Raw genomic sequence first — 17,438 nt, 5'->3', positions numbered from 1 at the left:
CCTGATGAGCAAACGGGACAGAGTCGAGGGCGCGGACGCCATGGCGCAGGCCACTGTGAACAGCGGAGGAATGACGGCAGGCCGTTCGGTACGCAGGAGGCCAGCGCATTGTCGGCATTCTCTGCCTCGACGGCAGCAGGGCGTAGCCATCATCACGGCCATGCTGCTGATTGCACTGGGTACGATCACCATCGTGTCCATTACCAACCGGCAGCAGCTGGACATGCAGCGTGAACGCAACGAAGGCATCATTCTGCAGGCACGCGCCATCGGTGTCAGCGGCGAACGCTTCGCAGCGGCCTTGCTGTACCGGGATGTACAGGCGGGCCTTCGGGAAAATACCGATTCGCTGGATGATGACTGGGCGCAGACGATCCCTCCCATTCCGATCGATAATGCATCCATCCAGGGTTGCATTGTGGATATGCAGGGGCGCTTCAATCTGAACAATCTGGTGAACGCTGATGGCGAGGCGGTCGAGTTCTACGTCAATCAACTGACGCGCCTGCTGTTGGAGCTCAACATCGATGAAACCAAGGCGCAGGCGATCGTCGACTGGGTCGACAAGGATATCAATGCCACGATTCCCGAAGGCGCGGAAGACGATTACTATACGGGCCTGGAGTACGGCTATCGGGCCGCGAACAGACCGTTTGTCAGTGTCAGTGAATTGCAACTAGTCAAGGGGTTCAGCAGTGCCATCGAGGCGGAAGCCGACGACTACGAGCGGTTGTTGCCCCATATCTCGGCCTTGCCAACGGACAATGGTCCGACCCCGGTCAACGTCAATACGGCAACGCCTGAGGTACTGGCATCATTGTCGGACGAGATCAAGCCGCTGGCCGCTGATCTTTCCCGATGGGACACGGGCGCTTATGAAGACTATCCTGAGTGTGAGGATATTTTCGATTTGTCGGCCGATGACGGGCCTGAAACGCTGGCGGGTGCTGGTCGGGATCTGGAACCCTACGAGAGCACGCTATTATTTGATCAGGAAGTGGATTCAGCCGATACCGGTGAAGAGTCCGCACCCGCCGGTTCGTATGATGTGCGCTCCAGTTACTTTCAGGTTCGCATCGATGTCGAGGCAGAAGGTATCAAGATGTCTCAGTACACGCTGTTCGAGCGTGATGCTGAGGGCAAGACGCGAGTACTTTACCGTTCTCGCGATACGCTATAGAAACAGGAATCATCGTGTCTAAACAGGTCATCATTTACATGCCCCACGTCGGGGAGGAGGCCGTCCAGTGGGCGGTGTCCGAGGACAATGGCAGGCTGAGCAGCGGTATCGAGTACAGCACACTGCCAGAGGTGGCTGAACAGGTCGAAGGGCGTCGGGTGACGTTGATTCTGCCGGCCGATGACGTACTGCTGGCCGAAGCGGTGGTGCCCGGTGGCTCGCAGGCTCGTGCCTTGCAGGCGGTACCCTATGCGCTGGAAGATCAGGTTGCCGATGATGTGGACGAGCTGCATTTCGCACTCGGGCAGAAGGGGCGCGATGATCGCTACCCGGTTGCGGTGATCAGCCGCCAGATGATGGATGCCGTGCTGGCACAGTGCGAAGAGGCCGGTTTGCGTCCGTCGCAGCTGATTCCCGAGCCGCTGGCCTTGCCTCAACTGGAGAGCACAAGCCCGGAGATCCGGGCCTGGACTGCATTGCTCGACGGTGAGTTGGCCGTTGTCCGACTCGATGGCTGCAAGGGCTTCGCGACGGATCCGGGCATGGCAGCCATGATGTTGCAGGGCGCTCGTGCCGAGCTGCCGGAAGATGCCGGTGCCTCGCTGGTCATGTTCAGTACAACCGAAGCCGGTACTCTGGATGTACCTGCCAGCATCGACATCGAGCAGCGTCCCGTGGACCACCGTCTGGCGCTGTATGCCAGTGGCCTGGTGACCTCGCCGACTATCAATCTGTTGCAGGGCGACTACAATCCGAAGAGAAATTTCGACAACAGCTGGAAGCCCTGGCGCTGGACGGCGGTTCTGGCAGCAGGTCTGTGTATTGCACTGTTTGCGGGCAAATGGCTGGACGTCCAGCGATTGAAGGAACAGGAGGCGCATCTGGACAATCAGATCAGACAGGCCTTCGAGCAGGCGTTGCCCGGTGCGAGAATGCAGCGACCCAAAAGCCAGATCCAGGCGGCTCTGGAGAAGCTGGGCAACAACAGCACGGACGGTTTCACGAATCGCCTGTCGCAGATTGCAGCCAGTCTGGCAACCCAGCCGCAGACGGAACTGAAGTCCATCGGCTATCGAAACGGACGATTCGACCTGGATCTGAACACCGATGCCGTGCCCACGCTGGATGCGCTCAAATCGGAGCTGTCCAGACGAGGTTCCCTGAACATGAGCGTTCAGTCGGCCAATCGTGAAAACAACACCGTGCGCGGCCGCGTGCGCATAGAGTGACGGAGCGTCAGCAACGATGAAAGATTGGTATCTGAGACAGTCCACTCGCGATCGCATGATCGTCATGGTGGTGGCGGTGCTTACCCTGGTCAGCCTGCTGTATGCGCTGGCGTGGTATCCGCTGCAGGCGAGCAAGCTGAGTACCGAGCAGGCGCTGATCAGCAAACAGGAGACCCTGGAATTCGTGAGCCGCGCAGGCGCGCAGCTGCGGGCATCCAGTGGCAACACCGTGCAGGGCAAGACCTCTGACAAGGCCCCTTATCTGCTGATTGATGAAGTGATTCGTCAGGCCAATATGGACCCACCCGAACGCGTGGAGCCCAGTGGTGCCAATGGTGCCAGAGTGCAGTTCAGCGAGGTGGAGTTCGACAAGCTGGTCGGTGTGCTGGCGGAACTGGAACTCTATGGTCTGGAGGTCACGACCTTGACGATCAGTCGTCGCAATACGGGCACGGTGACAGCTCGATTCAACATGGAGCGTAGTTGATGCGGATTCTCTGGCTCTGCCTGGTGGGTGTGCTGTCCTGGCTGGTGGCAACGGTAGTCCTGTTTCCTGCCGCTCCCGTCGTCGACCGGATACGTCCCCAGTTGGGACCGGTGGCGCTGGAAGGTGTCAACGGCAAGCTCTACAACGGTGTCATCGACCGTGTGCGTTCCACTGACGATCTGTTGCCGCTGGAGTTCCGGAACGTCGGCTGGACCCTGGCACCGGGAACCGTGCTCAGTGGTGGTGCGGGTGCCAATCTGCAATTCGATGGCTACGGCGGCGGAGGCACCGGTCAGGTGATGCGTCGCTGGAATGGCGATATCGTGGTCAGCGACTTCGACTTCACTGCCCAGGCCAAGGCACTGGAACCGCTATTGCCGGTACCGATCGCCAGCTTTGCCGGCGAACTGAGTGGTCATTTCGACGATGTCACCCTGGCGAACAATGTGCTGAAATCCATGAGTGGCACGCTGAGCTGGGACAATGCAGCACTGGAGAGGCCAGTGGCGACGGCGCTGGGCAAGGTGGACATCGTCATTCGGCCGCAGGATGAGCAGTCGCATGTCGTGTCATTGTCGGCAGTGGGCGGTGATGTGACGATGGATGGCGAGGTGACGGTGACGCTTACGGGTGACTTTACTGCCGATGTACTGTTTACTCCGGCGGCGAATGCACCACCGGAGGTCATCAATGGTTTGCGCCAGATGGGTCGCGCGGACTCCAGTGGCCGGGTGCGCTTTCAACGGCAGGGCAATGTCAACCGGCTGATGTAGGATTCAGTATCATCCGATTCTGCCGCTAGTTCGGAACAAGGACCGCAAGATCAATCCGCCATGAGGATTCCAGCAGAAACAGCCCGCCGTTTGACCCGGGATGCACTCGACATTGCCCATCAGGCTGGTGATCGCATCGTCGAGGTCTACGCGGCTGACGACTGTGATGTCGATTACAAGGATGACAAGACGCCGGTGACAACTGCCGATCTTGCCGCCCACGCCATCATTGTCGATGAACTGCGTGCCCTGAGTCCTCGATTTCCGGTGTTGTCGGAGGAATCCGATGCCATTTCCTTCGAGGAACGACATCAGTGGCCGGCTTTCTGGCTGGTGGATCCGCTGGATGGTACGCGGGAGTTCCTGCGCCGTAACGGCGAGTTCACTGTCAATATCGCTCTGGTGGTCGACAACCGACCGGTTGTGGGGGTGATTGTGGCCCCGATACTCGATGTCGCCTATTTTGCGACCCAGGGCAATGGTGCCTTCAAACAGATCGGCACGCTGCCGCCTCAGCCCATCAGTGTGCGTCCGGCGCCGACGCCGATCACGGTGGCGCGCAGCCGCAATCCCAGAACGGGTCCCTGCATGCAGCAGTTTCTCGACGGTATCGGTGACTACGACGAGATTCCGATGGGATCTGCCCTGAAAAGCTGCCTGGTGGCAGAGGGGGCTGCGGATATCTATGCTCGCCTCGGACCCACCGGTGAGTGGGATACAGCGGCCGCGCAGTGTATCGTGGAAGAAGCTGGCGGACACATTCGTGATATCCATAGCCAGGATCTGACTTACAACATGCGCGAATCCCTGATCAATCCGCATTTTCTGGTCTATGGCGACGATCGTGTCGACTGGATGCAGCATGTGCCACTGGATGCCCTGCGGGCCTGATCGAAGCGGATCGACTGCATAACCACGAACAGGTTCTACTGCTTCGTTAAATCTGGCATTTTCCCGACAATTATGCTGGTGTCCGAGATAGACTGACTGTCTGGACAAACCTCTGACGAGCTGTGAGTAGAATATTCAAGACCCCTGAAGAGGCTGAGGCCGCCTTCTACGAGGCTATCGAGCAGGCCGACATCAAGGCGCTCGATGAAGTCTGGTCCAGTGACGACAATATCGTCTGTGTGCACCCCGGCTCCTCACGCATCGAGGGAAGACGTGCGGTCATGGACAGCTATGTCGAACTGTTCTCGGACGCCCCGATTCTCAATTTTTCGATTGTCGATGCGCTGTACACCGGCAACGAAGGGCTGGCCGTGCATCTGGTGCGCGAGGAAATCGAGCTGGACGGCGAAGTCGTGAGCGTCATGGTCTCCACCAATATCTATCACGTCGAAGGCGGCGGCTGGCGCATGTTGTTGCATCACGCCTCCCCGGAACCAGATGCCGCGTTTCAGGATGACTATGCCGACTTCCAGGGTTTTGATGACACGGGATTCGATGATCTGGACGACGAGCTGGATGAGCTCGATGAGCCACGGCGTCCTCCGGTTCTGCACTGATCGACGGTTCTGGACGACGAGCTTTTCAACGACGGGAAATCGCTTGTCACGCCATCCTGGCTGATAAACGGCGGATCCCGGTTCGCGATCCGCACGGTGGCGCGTCTGGAATTCTCCACACTCGGGCAACCGCGCCTCGGTGTGGTGCTCATGTTGTGTCTGAGTGTCGCTCTGCTGGGCTTGAGCCTCCATCATCTCTGGATAGGGTCCACACCTGAAATCATTCCCATCATCATGCTGCTTGCCAGTCTGAGTCTGGTGATCGGATTCTCTTTCGCCTTCCTGCGCATCAAACCCTTGCATCGGATCACGGTGGTGATGCTCGATGGCTCCAGCGTGACGCTGACGCGAAGCAAGAAACCGGTGGCGCTGGAGCTGCTGCAAGGTCTGACCGATGCCATGGACTGGCATCGCATCGGCACCATCGAACTGGATGCGCAGCGCGCGAGTCACCTGCGTCAGGGAGTGGCTCGTGGCAGACAACAGGGTCCGGGTGTGCATGCTGGTTCGAAATCCTCGACCGGGTCGTCGGGCAGGAGCACTGGCGCTCACGGCAAGACACGAAGTCAGTCGCAGTCGAGCGAGTCGTCGAGAGAGTCGTCGAGAGAGTCGGCTCAGCGGCGTTCCGCAGAACGACGTCGGAGGGCAGGGCGAGTGGTGTCCGGCTGGTTGGTTCGCGCGCAACGCCGCTGGCGGCAAGTCCCGCGGTCCGCACAGTCATCAGATGTCAAAGGCACTGCTGAGGCATCGCCGCGACAGGCCTCGTCAGAAGGACCGGTGGTGGTCATGCGGGAACAGACACTCGGGGTGCGACTGAAGGGACTGTACGCGCGTCTGCGAGCCCTGTTTGTGGAATAGATCTGCCCTTGCTCTGCACATTGGCTGGCACACGCTCGGAGCCGCTTCAGTGGCCCTTGCCGTCCACTTGCTGGTTGAGCACGACCATGACCATGCCCGACACCATCAGTGCACTGGCGAGATAGAACAGTGGACTCGGAACTTCGGTGTAGAGAAAGTAGGCGATGATTCCGGCCACGATGAACTGCGCCAGCATCATCACGCCAACCGTTTGGCCACGCATGTGCTGCATCGAGAAATTGAGAGCTGAATGGCCAATGACGGTCGACACGGCGGCCAGCGCAATCACCATGGAGACATTGCGCAGTTCGAACGAGGGTGCAACCGGTCCGAAGAACGGGGCTGCCAGCAGGGAGGTGATGCCTGCCACCGCATAGACGGGAACGACATACAGCCAGAGACTGGGCAGTTGTGCATGTTGCCGCGCCAGCGTCAGGTAGAAAGCGAACAGAAACATCGACAGCAGGCAGACGGTATCGCCCAGCATATGCCCCGCGCTGAGCTGCAGATTGTCCAGGGCGAGCACGCCCAGACCAGCCACGGCCAGAGCTGTTGCCAGCCATTCGCGACGTTGCATCACCTCACCGAACATGAGCCACAGCAATATGGGCATGGCCAGAGGCACCAGATTGACAATGATCGTGGCGTTGGCTCCCAGACTCAGCCGAGCGCCGATGACCCAGGTCACGAAATGAGCGGACAGCACGATTCCGGGCAGCAGAGAACGTCGCAACACGGCCAATGCCGGACCGTCACCATGGCGACGTCTTGCCAGCAGATAGGCAGGACTCAGCATGATCGTGGCCAGCAGTACTCGCCAGGCGGCCAGCATGACCGGTGGTTCGCTGCTCTCGCGAATGAAGACAAAGGAGCAGGCTGTCGCCACGATGCCGATCAGCAGAACCAGCCAGCTCAGCCAGGACGGCACTGCTGTCTTCATGCTTCGATCTGGAAGTCGTAATCGATGATCAGGGGAGCGTGGTCCGAAAACGGCTTGTCGCGGTAGATGCGGGTGCGCTGCACCGTCGGTGCCAGGTCGTCGCTGACAATCTGGTAGTCGATGCGCCAGCCCACGTTGTTGGCGCGTGCCTGACCGCGTTGTGACCACCAGGTGTACTCATGCTCCTTCTGTGGTAACTGGCGAAAGGCATCGCAGTAACCGTGCTGATCGAACAGTTCGCCGAGCCAGGCGCGTTCTTCGGGCAGGAAGCCTGAATTCTTGCGGTTGCCGCGCCAGTTGCGGATGTCCGCTTCGGTGTGCGCGATATTCCAGTCGCCGCAGATGACCACTGCACGACCCTGGGCGCGCAAGGATTGCAGATGAGGCAGGAAGGCATCCATCATGCGGTATTTGTATTCCTGCCGAATATCGCCACTGCTGCCGGACGGCATGTACAGGGAAATGACCGACAGATTGCCATACTGTGCTTCAAGGTAGCGGCCCTCACGGTCGATCCAGTCGATACCCAGGCCGCGAATGATGGTCTGTGGCTGGAGTCGGGAATACAGGGCGGTGCCACTGTAGCCCTTCTTCTCGGCATCGTGATAATGACAGTGCAGGCTGCGAGGATGGTAGACCGGATCTTCCAGTTGCCACTCCTGCGCCTTGGTCTCCTGAATGCAGATGACATCGGCACGTTGTCGGTTCATCCAGGTGAAGAAGCCCTTGGATGCTGCCGATCGGATGCCGTTCAGGTTCGCCGTGATGATTCGCATGCCCGCGATTGTACACGTGTCATTACCTCGACAATCGATAGGAGATGAGGCTCACAGAATCTGTAATAGGCGTTCACGTTGCCTGCCGGGGTGACGCTAGATTGCAGACGGGACAGCCGTCCTGACTGATTGATGCTGGCAGGCAATGCAGGAGTGCTGCTGCGTAGACCTGCATGGAGGACTTACGGAGTGCGATCATGTTTCAAGCCCTGAGGCTCACTGACTGCTCGGCAGATGCTCGCAAGTCGATCGGATCGGTTCCGCCCTCGACTCGGAACGCTGCGTCCATGAGAGCTCCGGCAATGCTGTCCGCTGTGTTGCTGCTGGTCTGCAGTTCGGCCATGGCCGAACCGGTCTACAAGTATGAGGATCGTGGACTGGTCATCTACCAGGACAGGGCGCCGGATTCGATTCAGGACAATGGCCACAGCATTCTGAACAATCAGGGCGTGGTGCTCGAACAGGTGCTCAGTCGCCAGGAACGCCGCGAGGCTCGCAAGCTGGAACGTGAAAAGGAACTGGCACGCATCCGTGATCGCGCTCTGCTGGCAACCTTCACGACCGAAGATGATCTGATTCGTACCCGTGATGATCGTATCGGCATGATCGATGGGCTGATCAGCCGTCTCGATGATCGCATTCGCATACTGTCCGAGCGTCTGGCGATCGTCGACAAGCGTGTACAGATGCAGGAGAAGTCACAAGGCCCCGGCAAGGCCCAGGACTCCCTGTATGCCGAACAGCGCAGCATTCAGCGCAATATCGAGAATGCCTGGTCACTGATTGATTCGAAAGCGGCCGAACGCGGTGAAGTGGCCGACAAGTTCGAAGATGATCTGCTTCGGTATCGTGAACTGAAGGCCCAGCGCGGCTGAGCCATCACCTCAGCGGGGTTGCCGGTCATGCTGTTTCGAGTTGATTCGCAGTGATGCTTGCTGTTGGCTGATTTCCCCCTTGTTTACATCACCGGAATGGGGTGATTCTGCCTTCCTTGATGACAGTCAGATCTGCTGACGATTCTGAACGACGGCAAATGAGAATCAAATAAGCTGAAATTTCCAAGTAGCTGTTTTTTTTAATGGTTTTGTTGCTTTTTTCAACTCCCTCGCTACGTCCCGGTCAAATGACCATCAAACAGGATTTTTCTCGTTTCAATTCATTTCACTAACTCAGGCCCACCACGGTACGTACTTCTTGTACTTGCGTGAGGCTGACTCGTCGAACTGGCGAATCTGCCCTGCCTCAAGGGAGTCTTTGATGATTCGAGATGCCATTGCCGAGTTCTGCTTTTCCTTTCGGAATCCCCTGCGAGCGAACAGCACCATGTGTGAGTGTTCATCGGTTTGTAACGTCGAACCAATTCTGGAAAATGGGGACATCCTTGCGAAGCGCATGTCCGATAAGCTCGTCGGTCGGCCACAGATCTTGCACATACCCGACCAGGCCTTCGAAGCCGCAGGTGTAGCCGTTGGTCCCACGCAGACGTTCGCTTTATTCGTTGAACGTTTGCCTGCCAAAGAGGTTTCCGAATCATCGATCTCAGGTTGTCGCCTTGCCTGCCTTCATTGATTCAAGGCAAGCAGTGGTGATCTGATCGGCTATCGTCAGGTTCGTTTAACCGTGCCTGCCAATGGTGTAATGTGTGGCACTTCTTCCTGAAGGTGCTGACTCATGACACTGCCCACTTCGTCGCCCGCGTCACTGGGACTGGACCCCGCAAGACTGCAACGCCTCGAACTCTGGATGGAGCAGCAGGTGCAGCAGAACCGTGTGGCTGGTGCCAGTGTGCTGCTGGCCCGCATGGGGGCGACCGGATTCTTCAAGGCAACCGGATTGGCGCGGCCAGCGACCGAACAGGGTGATGGTCAACCATTCGATCGGGATACGCTGGTCCGCCTGTATTCGATGACCAAGCCGGTGACGGCTGTGGCGGCCATGATGTTGTACGAGCAGGGGCATTTTCAGCTGGATGATCCGCTGGCCTGGTATATACCGGCTTTCGCGAGTACGCCGGTGTGGGATGGCACCGTGCCGGCCAGTGACCCTGAAGACTCGGATGCCATACTGCGTCACGTGGTACCACAGCAAAGTCCCATCACCGTGAGGCAGGTGATGACGCACACGGCAGGGCTGACCTACAGCTTCATGAATGCCACACCGGTGGATCGTTACTACCGCGATCATGGTCTGGATTTTCCTGGTGCGGATACCCCGCTGGCCGAACTGGTGGAGCGTCTGGCCAGTGCACCGCTGCTGTGTCAACCCGGCAGTCAATGGAATTACAGCGTGGCCAGTGACGTGCTCGGCAGACTGGTCGAGATCTGGTCGGGAGAACCGCTGGATGAGTATTTCCAGAATCGAATATTCGAGCCGCTGGGCATGCGCGATACCGGCTTCCATGTTCGTTCCGGGGATGAAGGCCGCCTGGCTGATCTGCTGATGCCTGCCACTGGTGGTGATCTTGGCAGCATCGGTACGACTGAGTCTGCGCTGACTCAGGCGCCAGGCAAGGTGTCAAGCGCACAGGCGGCGTCTCGGGGGCTGCGCCATGAACCACCCCAGGTGATCGATCCTGCGGCCAGCAGCAGCTTTCTGCAGGCACCGGCTCTGTTGTCGGGCGGTGGGGGCTTGACGGGCAGCATCGATGACTACGCCCGTTTTGCGCAAATGCTGCTCAATGGCGGTGAACTGGACGGGCAGCGTCTGCTGTCGGGCAAGACCGTTGATTTCATGTGCCGCAACCATTTGCCGGGCAATGGCGACATGGCATCCATGGGCCAGGCAGTCTGGAGTGAAACGAGCTATAACGGCATCGGCTTCGGTCTGGGCTTTGCCGTGATGCTGGACCCCGTGGAAGCGCAGATGCTCGGCTCCGCCGGTGAGTGTCACTGGGGGGGAGCTGCCAGCACCTTCTTCTGGATCGATCCGAAAGAAGAGTTGCTGGTGGTCTTCCTGACACAACTCTACCCGTCCTCGAGCTACCCCATGCGGCGTGAATTGCGTACCGCGGTCTATCAGGCCGCCATGGAGTTGCCGTTATCCTGATTGGCGGCGTAGCGCTGCACCAGCTTCTGTAGCTGGGCGGACATGTCGGACAGTTCGCCGGCGGCCTTGCTGACATGGTCGGATGCCTGCTGATTGGATTTCGCCTTTTCAGCGACACCGACAATCAACGCGGAGATCGCCTGGCTGCCATCGGCGGTCTGCAGGATGGATCGGCTGATCTCCTGCGTGACGCTGGACTGCTGGGAGACTGCGACCGAAATGGCCGACTGGATGTCGCTGATCTTGTCGATGATGCTACTGATCGATTGAATGGCGAGCACCGCGGATTCCGTGTCCGACTGGATGTCGCTGATACGTGATTCGATCTGGTCGGTCGCCCGCGCGGTTTCCTTGGCCAGTTCCTTCACTTCGGTTGCCACCACCGCAAAGCCCTTGCCGGCATCCCCCGCGCGCGCCGCTTCGATGGTCGCGTTCAGGGCCAGCAGATTGGTCTGTTCTGCGATCGAGGTGATGACCTTGATGACATGCCCGATGCCTGCGCTGCTGTCAGCCAGTTTTCGAACGGTGGTGTCAGTCGATTTTGCCAGTGTGACGGCTTCGGCTGCCACGGTTTCCGCTTCACGGGTATTGCGGGCGATTTCCTTGATGGATGAGCTCATTTCCTCGGTTGCACCGGCAACGCTGTCAACGTTTGTACCCACATCGTTGGTCAGATTCGATGCCTCCAGTGCGTGCTCGGAGTTGGCTTTCGCGGAATCGAGCATTTCAACGGAGAGCGTCGTCAGGCTCTCGGAGGCGCGTGTCAGTTGTGCTGAATTGAGGTTGATGCTGGCCATGCTGCTGCGCAGGCCACTGAACAGGGAGTCCAGTGCCTTGCCCATCTGTCCGGCAAGATCCTCTCCCCGGGTATCGATCGGATGATTCAGATCACCATCCGCTGCGGCACTGACTGCAGCCAGCAGACGATCCACCCGCATTTGCAGTTCATCGGCCACTTCTTTCTGGCGTGCAGACTCGGCTTGCTCCAGGCGATGCCGTGCAAGCTCCTGCTCGCGCGCAAGCTGCTCCTGTTCGGCGACCTTGCTTTCCTGTTCCTGCTGTTTCGCCGCCAGTTCCGCGCGTTCCTCCTGCAGGCGCTGAGCCTCCAGCGCATTGCCACGAAACACTTCGACAGTACGAGCCAGATCACTCAGCTCATCATGACCACTGAGGTTCACCGAGACATCATAGTTGCCGTCGGCTACGGACCGCAGGGCCGTGATGGTCTGCAGCAATCTGGCCAGCAAGTCTCTGGAAATGAGAAGCCAGTAGATACCGGCAGTGATGAGCAGGCTCAGCAGGGCAACGATGAACAGTTGCATTCGACTTGCCTCGATCATGGACATGACATTGGCGCCCGCAGACTCGACATGTGAGCGACTCATCTGTACTTGCTCGGCCAGTCGGTCGACGAAGGTGTCCTGCGTACGACTCAGCTCCGCCTGGACATGTGAGACCTGACCCTTGCTCTCCAGGACGAGTCGCTTCAGGTGAAATATCCCGGTGTTGATATCACCCAGTGCGAACAGCTCGTCCAGCATCGTACGGACTTCATCCATACCCTCCATATCACCCACCGATGACAGGTTGGAGACAATGGCGTCGTGTGCCGCAATATAGCGATCGGATAAGGGCAGTAACACCAGGGCGTCCGAGATCTGCGGTACCTGAGCGAGTATGCCTGCGATGGTGTTCAATTCTGCACGCAATTCGAGCAGGCCCACCAGTCCCTCGACACCTTCACTCATGAACAGTGGCAAGGTCTCTCTGGCACTGATGCTCAACTCCTGGCTGGTTTCAAATACCCGGGCATAACCGGCATCGAGTATCAGAGAAAGCTGTTTGACAAATTTCCTTTCGATTTCGCCCAGCTCTGGCAACGCAGGAGCAGCACTCGGGATGGAACTGAAGTCGATGTCTGTTTCATACAGGGAATTCTCACCACGAGTCAGGTCATCCAGTCTTGACACGAGAGAATCGATGACAGTCAGCTCGCTGGCATGAGAGGCGTCGATCTCCTGACGATCCTTCAGCAGCTGATCCATCATGGCCACTGCTGCGTTCCGCCCTCGTTTGCGCGAGAGCGTTGTCAGTTTGCTTGTCGATGACCTCAATTCGTTTATCAGCCTGTTGACATCGGATTCCAGATGCAATGCCCCGACAATGGTGCTGATGTGTTGGTACAGCATGGTGTCGATCAACTCGCTGTTCTCGCTGAACATGTCTTCGGCCAGAATCACGAAGTCGAAGGTAGCTGTATCGATGATGTCTCGCAGTTTCTGATTGATGGAAACCTGTCGCTCATTACTGATGAGGCTTGCTTCGTCGAGCTTGCGCATTGCCTCAAGCTCCTCACCCACACGAAGACTCAGGAGATCGATCTGCTCCTGCACGCGTTGCACGATGTCATGCGTTGCAGTAGTGTCGCCGAGCCCGACTCTGCCATCGCCGTTCTTTCCGTCATGTGCCAGAAGGGCTTCTATCTTGTCCGAGTTGTTCTGCAGCGCCTGATGATGGCGGCGAGCCTGTTCGGGTGTACTGGCGGCGGACAGCAGTGGCACGATGGCGCTGGTCTGCATGCCGAGGCGAGTCAGCTCCATCGAGTCTGCCATGAGGGGCACACGGTGCTGAGTGATCTCGGTCATTGCGTCAGCAAACCGGGTGTAGGCATACAGAGCAATGGCGCTCGCCATGAGCGTGGTTGCCAGTATCAGGCCAAAGGCTATCAGCAGCTTTGGCCTGATTCCCATCGTGAGTATGTTCATGGCAGGTCTGCGGCTCAGGGAAGTTCCGCGGTGCTTATTGCCTGATCCAGTCGATCGACATAACGGAAAGTGCCATCCTTCTGCAACACGGAGAGATAGACCTTATCCATGCCCTGGTTGTCACCCGGACCGTAGCTCAGAGTCACACCACCGATGTCCAGATCCACCGGGGCCCGCTGGAACTGGCTGATCAGGGTTTCTCGACTCGGTGAGGGACCGACTCGTTCGAGTGTCTCGACCAGTAGTCTGCCAACGAGATACCCTTCCAGTGATACAAAGCCGGGTGTCGCGCTGACATCCAGTCTGTTCAAGGCCTGGTGATACTGTTCGACCAGCGCCAGACTCGAGTCATCGTAACGGGGTACAACTTGCGTTACAACGACCCCTTCACCATCCTTGCCGAGCTCGGCAGCCAGCGCCTTGCTGCCGACGAAGGAGATGGTCACGAATTGGGCCTCCATGCGAATCTTGCGAGCCAGTTTCACGAACGCTGCAATGGGCTTGTAGGAGCCCACCATGACGACAGCGTCCGGTTTTGCCTTGCGAATCTTCAGCAGTGCTGTCTTGACTGCAACACTGTTTCTTTCATAGGTGCCTTCGGCGACCAGCGTCAGATTGCGTTTGTCCATGGCCTTCTGCACCCCGGACAGTCCAGCACGGCCGAATGAATCGTCCTGATAGAGAATGGCAATGCGCTTGCTGCCCAGATCCTCGGTCAGGTGTTCGATCCAGGCCTCGGTTTCCTGATCGTAGGTGCCACGCACATTGACGACATGGGTATTGTCGGCATCGCGCAAAAACCCGGCACCGGTGAATGGCCCGATGAACGGTACACCTGCTGCCTTGGCCAATGGCTGGGTGGCCTTGGAAGTCGGAGTGCCAACAGCCCCTACCAGTGCGAATACCTTGTCCTTTTCGATCAGTTGGCGTGTATTGGCAATGGCTCGATCCGGCTCGTAGCCATCATTGAGAGTCAGCAGCTCGATGCGTCGTCCATGCACGCCGCCCTGCTCATTGACTTCGGCAAAGGCCGCCTGCAGGCCTTGCCGCATTCCCAGGCCGAGCGCCATGGCCGGCCCTTCGAAGGCCGCCGACTGGCCGACGACAACGCGATCCGCGAATACCCCGGGAGTCTCCGCCAGCGCGGTTGTTGCCACCAGGCAGCTTGCTGCCAGAGTGATGGATGTTACGGTTGATCTCAGTCTTGATGCCACGTCGGTGTATCCGGAGTTACCACAGTCCCCAATTCATCGACCCTGACGGCGTGTTCTTGACAGCTCAGGGACAGGGATGCGTAACATGGAATAGACCGGTCAGGGCCGCTGATGACAGGCAGAATAGCGGTATATTTCAGGTGGGGCAGTGCGATCGGTTATCCGGGTCGCAGATTCCCGGCATTTGCTGCATGATTCATCCGGAAATCATTGCGCGACAGTCGACGCCGGGAGGCGAGGGGCATTCCCGGCAATCATTCCTGAATGCGCATTGGGTCACGAACCCCGGCCTGGATCTGTCAACATCAGATCTGGTTGTCGTGGATCAGCGTACCCATCCCCTGATCGGTGAAGAGCTCCAGAAGGACGGCGTGTTCGACTCGGCCATCGATGATGACCACACTGCGTACACCGGCAGCCACGGCATCCAGCGCACATTGCACCTTGGGTAGCATGCCGCCGTGCAGTGTCCCGTCATTGATCAGGGCAGCGATGGCACTGGGGGTCAGTCCTGTCAGCAGCTCCCCCTGACTATCCAGGATGCCCGGCGTATTGGTCAGCAGCAGAAGACGTGATGCATTCAGGGCAATGGCAATGCTGCTGGCCACCAGGTCTGCATTGATGTTGTAACTGGCGCCCTGCTTGTCCGTACCGATGGGAGCAATGACCGGAATGATGTCGTTGTCCATGAGGCGATTCAGAACGCCGGTACGGATATTGACCACTTCACCCACGTAGCCCAGAGACACTTCCGGTTTGCCCGGCAAGTGCATCGGCGTGGCTTCGATCAGACTGGCGTCCTTGCCAGTGAGCCCGATGGCCCGGCCGCCGACCTGATTGAGCAGTGAGACGATATTCTTGTTGACCAGACCACCGAGCACCATTTCGACCACTTCCATGGTGGCAGCATCGGTGACGCGCATGCCATCGATGAACTGGCTCTCGATGGCCAGACGGTTCAGCATCTGGCCGATCTGTGGTCCACCGCCGTGTACCACGACCGGGTTGATGCCCACCTGTTTCATCATCACGACGTTCTGCGCAAACGAACGCTGCAGCTTCTCGTCGGTCATGGCGTTGCCGCCATACTTGATGACGACGGTCTGGCCGGTGTAACGCTGCAGGTAGGGCAGGGCTTCGTTCAGTACCTGGGCTGTCTCGGCAGCGCTGCGGCCATCGGCCAGAGCATTGGTGTCTTTTACGTCACTCATCAGAGGTCTTGTCGGTTCGAGTCACAAGTCAGAATGGAATGGCAACACTGCTGTCAGTGGCCTGCATGGCTCTGCGGAACTTGCCCTGGATGCGTTCCATGGCTTCCTGAGTATCTGCCTCGAAGCGGATGACCAGCGAAGGCGTGGTATTGGAGGCGCGCACCAGACCCCAGCCGTCGGGGTAGTCGGCACGCACGCCATCGATGGTGGTGAGCTCGGCACCGTCGAAGTCGGTGCCGGCAATGAATTTCTCGATGAAGGCGTGCTGTGCACCATCCTGATCGAGAGTCACATTCAGCTCCGGTGTATTGATGCTGTTGGGAATGGCGCCGAAGATCTCGCTGGCCGGCTTGTCGGTTCTGGACAGGATTTCCAGCAGACGGGCTGCGGCATACAGGGCATCGTCAAAACCGTACCAGCGCTCCTTGAAGAACATGTGACCACTCATCTCGCCGCCGAGCAGGGCGCCGGTTTCCTTGATGCGCGCCTTGATGAAAGAGTGACCGGTCTTCCACATGTCCGGTTCACCGCCGGCGTCGCTGATGGCCGCTGGCAGAATCTTGGAGCATTTGACGTCATAGATGATGCGGGCACCCGGGTTGCGCTCCAGAATGTCGCGTGCAAACAGCACCATCTGTCGATCCGGCCAGATCACATTGCCCTGATCGTCGACGACACCCACGCGGTCACCGTCACCATCGAAGGCCAGGCCGACTTCGTGCTTTTCGTCCCTGACCAGTTTGATGAGATCTTCCAGGTTTTCCAGTTTGGCCGGATCGGGGTGGTGATTGGGAAAGCTCCCATCAACCTCGGTGAACAGCGCTGCGCTCTTGCAGCCGAGACCGTCAAACAGTTGCGGAGCCGCAGCGCCTGCCACGCCGTTGCCGCAGTCGAAGGCAATGCTCATGGGACGGGCCAGTTTGACGTCCCCCAGAATGCGATCCAGATAGTCCTGCAGGATATCCTGTTCGCTCAGGGTGCCAGGCTGGTCACTGTCATGCAGATTGCCGTCCACCAGGCGCGTGTGCAAGGCGGTGATGCCGTCGCCGAACAGCGCATCGCCGCTCAATACCATCTTCAGGCCGTTGTACTCGGGAGGGTTGTGACTGCCCGTGACCATGATGCCGGTCCCGGTGTTCAGGTGATAGGTGGCAAAGTACAAGACAGGTGTCGGTACCATGCCGATGTTGATGACATCGACGCCTGTACTCTGGATACCCTTGCTCAGTGCCGATATCAGGTCGGGGCCGGAGAGGCGACCATCCCGGGCGACAACGACCGTATCGATCTGTCGTTCATGGCATTCGCTGCCGAAGGCACGCCCGATCTGTTCGACAGCTGCCGGTGTCAGCGTATCGGTGACGACGCCACGGATGTCGTAGGCACGGAAAATGGCGGATGAAATATTCATGTTTCAGAGTCCTTGAATGGCTGTTTCAGCGTCACTGCAGT

15 protein-coding genes are annotated in these 17,438 nt (G+C 58.5%); 9 read left to right on the top strand and 6 right to left on the bottom strand.

Annotation, left to right across the window (positions count from 1 at the left end; all coding sequences use genetic code 11):
* Nucleotides 1-4: 4 nt before the first annotated feature.
* The 7 genes from gspK to ACUNV4_RS18690 all read left to right on the top strand — a co-directional run bounded on the left by gspK (nt 5) and on the right by ACUNV4_RS18690 (nt 6,035).
* The gene (gene gspK, locus ACUNV4_RS18720) at nt 5-1,180 is read left to right on the top strand and encodes a type II secretion system minor pseudopilin GspK (protein WP_430880124.1); all 1,176 of its coding nucleotides are present in this window, start codon (nt 5-7) and stop codon (nt 1,178-1,180) included.
* Nucleotides 1,181-1,194: 14 nt separating this feature from the next.
* Nucleotides 1,195-2,409, top strand: a complete 1,215-nt coding sequence (gene gspL / locus ACUNV4_RS18715) for a type II secretion system protein GspL (RefSeq protein ID WP_430880123.1) — start codon at nt 1,195-1,197, stop codon at nt 2,407-2,409.
* A gap of 16 nt (nt 2,410-2,425) precedes the next feature.
* Nucleotides 2,426-2,896, top strand: a complete 471-nt coding sequence (gene gspM, locus ACUNV4_RS18710; protein ID WP_430880122.1) for a type II secretion system protein GspM — start codon at nt 2,426-2,428, stop codon at nt 2,894-2,896.
* Nucleotides 2,896-3,669 carry a type II secretion system protein N gene (locus ACUNV4_RS18705; RefSeq protein WP_430880121.1) on the top strand — a complete coding sequence of 258 codons (774 nt, stop codon included), beginning with the start codon at nt 2,896-2,898 and terminating at the stop codon, nt 3,667-3,669. The genes gspM and ACUNV4_RS18705 overlap by 1 nt, the downstream gene beginning before the upstream one ends.
* A gap of 60 nt (nt 3,670-3,729) precedes the next feature.
* A complete protein-coding gene (cysQ, locus tag ACUNV4_RS18700) occupies nt 3,730-4,560 on the top strand; it encodes a 3'(2'),5'-bisphosphate nucleotidase CysQ (RefSeq protein ID WP_430880120.1) in 831 nt (276 codons plus the stop codon).
* Between the two features lie 122 nt (nt 4,561-4,682).
* Complete coding sequence (locus tag ACUNV4_RS18695) at nt 4,683-5,177, top strand: YybH family protein (protein WP_430880119.1); 495 nt, start codon at nt 4,683-4,685, stop codon at nt 5,175-5,177.
* A 96-nt stretch (nt 5,178-5,273) separates the two neighbouring features.
* Complete coding sequence (locus tag ACUNV4_RS18690) at nt 5,274-6,035, top strand: hypothetical protein (protein WP_430880118.1); 762 nt, start codon at nt 5,274-5,276, stop codon at nt 6,033-6,035.
* A gap of 46 nt (nt 6,036-6,081) precedes the next feature.
* Here ACUNV4_RS18690 and ACUNV4_RS18685 read toward each other — a convergent pair whose 3' ends face one another.
* Together ACUNV4_RS18685 and ACUNV4_RS18680 are read right to left on the bottom strand one after the other, a co-directional pair.
* A complete protein-coding gene (locus ACUNV4_RS18685; RefSeq protein WP_430880117.1) occupies nt 6,082-6,975 on the bottom strand; it encodes a DMT family transporter in 894 nt (297 codons plus the stop codon).
* Nucleotides 6,972-7,751 (bottom strand): exodeoxyribonuclease III, encoded by a 780-nt coding sequence (locus tag ACUNV4_RS18680; RefSeq protein WP_430880116.1) that lies wholly within the window; start codon nt 7,749-7,751, stop codon nt 6,972-6,974. Before ACUNV4_RS18680 ends, ACUNV4_RS18685 begins: the two co-directional genes overlap by 4 nt.
* 287 nt (nt 7,752-8,038) lie before the next feature.
* On the opposite strand from ACUNV4_RS18680, the gene ACUNV4_RS18675 reads away from it, so the two are divergent.
* Entirely contained in the window at nt 8,039-8,626 is a 588-nt protein-coding gene (locus ACUNV4_RS18675; protein WP_430880115.1) for a hypothetical protein, read from the top strand.
* A gap of 796 nt (nt 8,627-9,422) precedes the next feature.
* On the top strand, nt 9,423-10,796 hold the full coding sequence (locus ACUNV4_RS18670; protein WP_430880114.1) for a serine hydrolase domain-containing protein: 1,374 nt from the start codon (nt 9,423-9,425) through the stop codon (nt 10,794-10,796).
* On the opposite strand, the gene ACUNV4_RS18665 is transcribed toward ACUNV4_RS18670, so the two are convergent.
* The 4 genes from ACUNV4_RS18665 to ACUNV4_RS18650 form a co-directional block, all read right to left on the bottom strand.
* On the bottom strand, nt 10,766-13,561 hold the full coding sequence (locus tag ACUNV4_RS18665) for a methyl-accepting chemotaxis protein (RefSeq protein WP_430880113.1): 2,796 nt from the start codon (nt 13,559-13,561) through the stop codon (nt 10,766-10,768). The genes ACUNV4_RS18670 and ACUNV4_RS18665 overlap by 31 nt on opposite strands.
* 14 nt (nt 13,562-13,575) lie before the next feature.
* Nucleotides 13,576-14,775: an ABC transporter substrate-binding protein gene (locus ACUNV4_RS18660; RefSeq protein ID WP_430880112.1), complete on the bottom strand. Its 1,200-nt coding sequence runs from the start codon at nt 14,773-14,775 to the stop codon at nt 13,576-13,578.
* A 305-nt stretch (nt 14,776-15,080) separates the two neighbouring features.
* A complete protein-coding gene (gene argB, locus ACUNV4_RS18655; protein WP_430880111.1) occupies nt 15,081-15,986 on the bottom strand; it encodes an acetylglutamate kinase in 906 nt (301 codons plus the stop codon).
* 28 nt (nt 15,987-16,014) lie between these two features.
* Nucleotides 16,015-17,397 carry a phosphomannomutase/phosphoglucomutase gene (locus ACUNV4_RS18650; RefSeq protein WP_430880110.1) on the bottom strand — a complete coding sequence of 461 codons (1,383 nt, stop codon included), beginning with the start codon at nt 17,395-17,397 and terminating at the stop codon, nt 16,015-16,017.
* Nucleotides 17,398-17,438: the final 41 nt, after the last annotated feature.

Source organism: Granulosicoccus sp. 3-233 (assembly GCF_052681095.1).
Note: the sequence above shows the minus strand (reverse complement) of the source record. Positions and strands in the feature narration are given on the sequence as shown.